4 protein-coding genes are annotated in these 4,050 nt (G+C 70.1%); all 4 read right to left on the bottom strand.

From position 1 onward, the window contains the following. Complete coding sequence (locus VFM98_RS14615) at positions 1 to 1,350, bottom strand: HlyD family type I secretion periplasmic adaptor subunit (protein WP_325110643.1); 1,350 nt, start codon at positions 1,348 to 1,350, stop codon at positions 1 to 3. A 22-nt stretch (positions 1,351 to 1,372) separates the two neighbouring features. After that, complete coding sequence (locus VFM98_RS14620) at positions 1,373 to 3,052, bottom strand: type I secretion system permease/ATPase (protein ID WP_325110644.1); 1,680 nt, start codon at positions 3,050 to 3,052, stop codon at positions 1,373 to 1,375. Between the two features lie 42 nt (positions 3,053 to 3,094). After that, positions 3,095 to 3,412, bottom strand: a complete 318-nt coding sequence (locus VFM98_RS14625) for a hypothetical protein (RefSeq protein ID WP_325110645.1) — start codon at positions 3,410 to 3,412, stop codon at positions 3,095 to 3,097. A 76-nt stretch (positions 3,413 to 3,488) separates the two neighbouring features. Continuing rightward, positions 3,489 to 4,050: calcium-binding protein (locus VFM98_RS14630; protein WP_325110646.1), on the bottom strand; the 562-nt coding region annotated here is incomplete at its 5' end.

The raw sequence follows: 4,050 nt of genomic DNA on the forward strand, positions 1-4,050 counted from the left end.
TCACAGTTGCCGGCCGGCCCGGCGCAGGGTCGTGGTGACGGGCTCGGCGATGTACTGCAGGGCCGTCTGCTTGGTGCCTTCGATATAGACCTCGGCCGACATGCCGGCCTGCAGCTTGAAATCGCGGATGGTGGCGAGCGACTCCGGGTCGGCGACGATGGAGGCGGTGTAGTAGGGTTCGCCGGTGTGCGTGTCGACCAGCCGGTCGGCCGAGACGTAGGCGACCTTGCCCTGCACCATCATGCTGTTGCGGTAGCGCAGCGCCGTGAACTTCAGGCGCGCGAGCTGGCCGACGTGCACGTTGGCGATGTCCTCGGGCCGCACGCGCGCCTCCACCATCAGCTGGGTGTCGCTCGGCACGATGTCCGCGATCGGGTCGCCGGGGCGCACCACCGCGCCCGGCGAGGCGACCTTCAGGTCGATGATCTCGCCGCTCACGGGGGCCACCACCACCTGGCGCTTCGCCGCGTCCACCGACTTGCGCAGCTCCTGTTCGACTTCGCTCAGGCGCTGCGTGGTCTGCTTCAGCTGGTCGCTGGCTTCGCGCACGTAGTCGTTGCGCAGCGACTGGATCTTCAGGTCCAGGTCCACCAGGCGCTGGGAGGCGCGGGCGAGCTCGGTGCGCCGCTCCTCCAGCTTGGCGGCGTAGTCGATCACCACCGCTTCGAGCTGCGAGACGCGGCTCGGCGAGATGAAGCCTTCGCCGATCAGGCGGCGGTTGGCTTCGAGGTCGCTGCGCTGCAGCTCCAGCGACTTCTGCGCCTTCTCGATCTGCGCCTTGATCGCGGCGATCTCCTGCTCCACCCCTTCGCGCTGCGTGCGCATCAGGGCGGAGCCGCTGTCCAGGCCGTGGCGGCGGGCGCGGAACAGGGCCGCCTCCTTCTGCAGCGCTTCTTCGATGCGCGGATCCTTCTTCGCCGCAGCCAGCAGGTCGGCCGGGAAGGCCAGGCGGGGCGCCACGCCCTGTTCGGCCTCCAGGCGCGCCAGCGCCGCGCGTTCGACCAGCACCCGGTAGTCCAGGCGGTTGCGGTCGGCGTCCACGCTCACGTCGCCGAGCACCAGCACCGGATCGCCGGCCTGCACGTGCTGGCCGTCGCGCACCAGCACCTCGGCGACCACGCCGCCTGCGAGGTGCTGCACGGGGCGGCGGTTGAGGTCCACCTTGACGACGGCGGGCGCCACCACCGCCATCGCCAGCGGCGCCAGGCCCATCCAGAGTCCGATCGGCAGCAGCGCGCCGAGGACGATGCAGGTGCCGGCGCGCACCAGGCGGCGCGCGTGCTTCTCGCTGCTGCTCGGGCCGGCGGCAGCCCGGAGGGAGAGGGTCGGGGTCTTGGTCGCGGTCTTCATGTCTCGGGCCTCCTCGGTGGCGTCAAGCGGCCTTGCGGTCCACCAGGGCCTGCGCCTGGCGCTGCATTTCCTTCATGACTTCGGCGGCGGGGCCGAACTGCTGGATGCGCCCGGCGGCCAGCAGCATGATCTTGTCGACGTGCGCGATCAGCGACGGGCGGTGCGTCACCACGACCGTGGTCACGCCGGCCTGGCGCAGGGCGGCCATCGCCTGCGCGAGGGCGGCCTCGCCGGCGCCATCCAGGTTCGAGTTGGGCTCGTCCAGCACCACCAGCTGCGGCTTGCCGTAGAGGGCGCGGGCCAGCGCTACGCGCTGGCGCTGCCCGGGCGAGAGGCGCGCACCGTGTTCGCCCACCTGCGTGTCGTAGCCTTGCGGCAGCGCCAGGATCATCTCGTGCGCGTTGGCGCGCGTCGCGGCATCGACCACTTCCTTCGCGTCGACCTGGTCGAGGCGCGCGATGTTGTCGGCCACCGTGCCGTCGAACAGTTCCACGTCCTGAGGCACGTAGCCGATGTGCGGGCCGAGCGCGTCGCGCTTCCAGTGCGACAGGTCGGCGCCATCGAGGCGCACGCGGCCGGTGTTCGGCGCCCACACGCCGGTGAGCAGGCGCGCCAGCGTGGACTTGCCGGCGGCGCTGGGGCCGAGGATGGCCAGCGCCTCGCCGGGGGCGATCTGGAAGCTGATGCTGGAGAGCACGGGCGTCTCCACGCCCGGCGGCCGGAACGACACGTTCTCGGCGGCCAGCCGGCCTTCGGGGCGCGGCAGGGTCAGGTGCGGCTCTTCGCGCGCGAAATCCTGCGACAGTTCGACCAGGCGGCCGTAGGCGGCGCGGGCCTCGATCAGGACGCGCCAGCTTCCCACCAGCTGTTCGACCGGCTGCAGCGCCTTGCCCAGCAGGATGCTGGTGGCGATCATGATGCCGGGCGAGGCCTGCTGCGTGAGCACCAGCCAGGCGCCCAGCGCCAGCATCAGGATCTGGATCGCCTGGCGGGCGAACTTCGTCAGCGCCGTGAAGGCGACGGTGCTGCGGCCGACGCTGATCTGCGTGCTGGCGATCTGGTCCTGCAGCGTGCGCCAGCGCGCCAGCAGGCGGTGCGTCATGCCCAGCGCCTGCAGGATCTCGGCATTGCGCAGCGAGTTCTCGACGTACTGGGAGGCGCGCCGGCCCTCCTTCTGCAGGTCTTCGAGCGCACGGCGGCTCAGGCGGTCGTTCAGCCAGGCCAGCGTGACCATCACCACCGTGGAGAGCACGGCGCCGATGCCCAGGAAGGGGTGGAACATCCAGATCACCGCGACGTACACCACCAGCCACGGCGCGTCGAACAGGGCGATCAGCGCGTTGGCGGAGAACATGGTGCGCAGGGCCGCCACGTCGCGGATGCCGTCGGTGCGGGTGCCCGGCACGCGCGCGGCCCGCTCGACGATCGCGTGCACCACGGGCGGCGACAACTGTTCGTCGAGCAGGTTGCCCAGCAGGTTCTGCACGCGGGTGCGCACGTAGTCGAGCAGCAGCAGGATGCCCAGCGCGACGCCGGTTCCGATCAGCAGGACCAGCAGCGTCTCCTGGCTGTTGGTCGAGATGACGCGGTCGAAGATCTGCAGGGAAAAGAAGGCGGGGACGAGGAACAGCAGGTTGATGACGAAGGAGAACACCGCGATGCCGACCATCAGCGGGCGCAACAGGGACCACAGGGATTTCATGGGAGTTCTCCTCCGTCCTCGGGTGGGTGGGTGGATGGCCGCTTACTGCACGGGGTCGTCCGAACCGGGGTGGCCGGCTGCGGTTTCCAGCGCCTTCACCCGGCGGCGCAGCTGCTCGATGGCGATCGCCTGCTGGCCGTAGCTGCGCGTGAGCTGCCGGGTGAGGTCGGCCAGGCCGTCGATGGCGCTGGCCAGTTCGTCCCGCTTGCCCTTCACCTGCTGCGTCCGCGCCAGCACCAGCGCCGCCACTTCGCGCGGATCGGTGACCGCGCGCATCGCCGGCTGTTGCTGCGCAGGCGCAGCAGACGCCGCTACAGCGCCCGGTTTGACCGTCTCGGTGGTAGTGGAATGCTCGTTCATGACTACTGCTCCTTCAGGGGTGGTGTGCGGCCCCCCACGGACCGGGATTGGTCCGTGGGAAAGCTGCGTCGGGATCTCAGGCCAGGATGAAGTCGGACTGCGTGATGGCGTTGGCGCCGACGCCGGTGACGCCGAACAGCTCGATGGAGCCGCCTGCGACGGACACCAGCGTGTCCAGCGTCCCGTCGAGGTTCAGGTCGCTCACCGAGATGCCCACGCTGGCACCGAAGTTCGCCGCCGTGATGCCCAGCGCGGAGAGGTCCATCAGGTCCTGCCCGCCGGTGGCGTTGGCGTCGAAGCCGGTGATGTTGTCGTTGCCGAAGCCCGCCTGGAAGACGAAGACGTCGTTGCCGATCCCGCCGTCGAGCGCGTCGTCACCAGCGCCGCCGATCAGCCGGTCGTTGCCGGTGCCGCCGAGAAGGGTGTCATTGCCGCCGTTGCCTACCAGCGTGTCGTTGCCCAGGCTGCCGTTCAACGTGTCGTTGCCGCTGCCTCCGGTGAGCACGTTCGCTGCGCCGTTGCCGGTGCCGTTGAAGTTCCCCACGCCGATAAACGTGAGGTTCTCCACGTCGATGTCACTGATCGTGTAGGTCGAGGCAAGGGAGCGCACTTCGTCCGTGCCTTCGCCGGCCGCTTCG

Source organism: Ramlibacter sp. (assembly GCF_035706265.1).
GTDB lineage: Bacteria > Pseudomonadota > Gammaproteobacteria > Burkholderiales > Burkholderiaceae_C > Ramlibacter.